Consider the following 905-nt stretch of genomic DNA (forward strand, 5'->3'; position numbering starts at 1 on the left):
TCGCGGCTGGCGATATGCCCGATCTCATGCGCCAGAACCCCGGCGAGTTCTCGGCCGTCGAGCAGGCCGAGCAGCCCGTCGGTGACGCAGATGGCGCTGTCCTCGGGGCTGCCCAGGGCGAAGGCGTTCGGCAGCCGGCTCGGCACTTGATAAAGCGCCGGCGCGCGCTGCAGCTCGGCCCTGCGGGTGAGTTCGGCCAGGGCCGCGACGAGACCGGGGGCATCACGACCGGTGAGCCGCTGCGCCTGGTAAGCCGCGAGGAGCAGCCGGTGTGGCAGCGCGGGCGCAAACAGGAGCCCCCCCGACCATCGCGAGCGCCATGAGGAGACCGGTCTCGGGTCCGACGATCGCTGTCACCGCGATCCAGGCAATCGCGGCCATGAGCCCGAGCAGCAGCGCCGATTGCACGAAATTGAGCAGGTGTGGCTGGCGGAGGCCGCGGTCATCGCGTCTCGTGGCCTCCGAGTTCGCGCCGGTCCTGATCGCGCACCAGCCAGTGGACAGCGCCGAGCGCAAGCACCGCGCCCGCGAGTGCGGCAATCTTGGATGATTCCGTCTCGCCGAGGTCCAGGATGATGAATTTGCGCGCGATGGCAAGGAGCGCGATCAGCACGATCGTGCGGACCTGGAGGATCCCGAAGCTGCGTTCGGTCGCAACAAGAAGGGAGCGCTTGAACTCGAGCGCAATTACAACGGTGAAGATCATTCCGAACACCACCTGGAAGGTGGCGTAATCGAGCGTGTCGAACGCTCCCAAGACCAACCGGTTCACGACCTCGCGCATCAGCGCCCAAACCGACGCCACGACGATAACCGCAATGATGGCGCTGAGGACGAAAATGACGACCTGTTCGAACTTCTCGTAGAGCGTCATCGCCGACCATTGTTCACGGGTTAGCCCTGAT

General features: G+C 65.6%; 2 protein-coding genes. Both read right to left on the bottom strand.

Annotated features, from left to right (window positions below):
• On the bottom strand, positions 1 to 146 hold a 146-nt coding region (locus tag CK240_RS19655), incomplete at its 3' end, for a M48 family metalloprotease (RefSeq protein ID WP_420818638.1).
• Positions 147 to 442: 296 nt separating this feature from the next.
• On the bottom strand, positions 443 to 905 hold a 463-nt coding region (locus tag CK240_RS17650; RefSeq protein WP_205957915.1), incomplete at its 5' end, for a phosphate-starvation-inducible PsiE family protein.

It is taken from the genome of Paracoccus salipaludis (genome assembly GCF_002287065.1).
Lineage (GTDB): Bacteria > Pseudomonadota > Alphaproteobacteria > Rhodobacterales > Rhodobacteraceae > Paracoccus > Paracoccus salipaludis.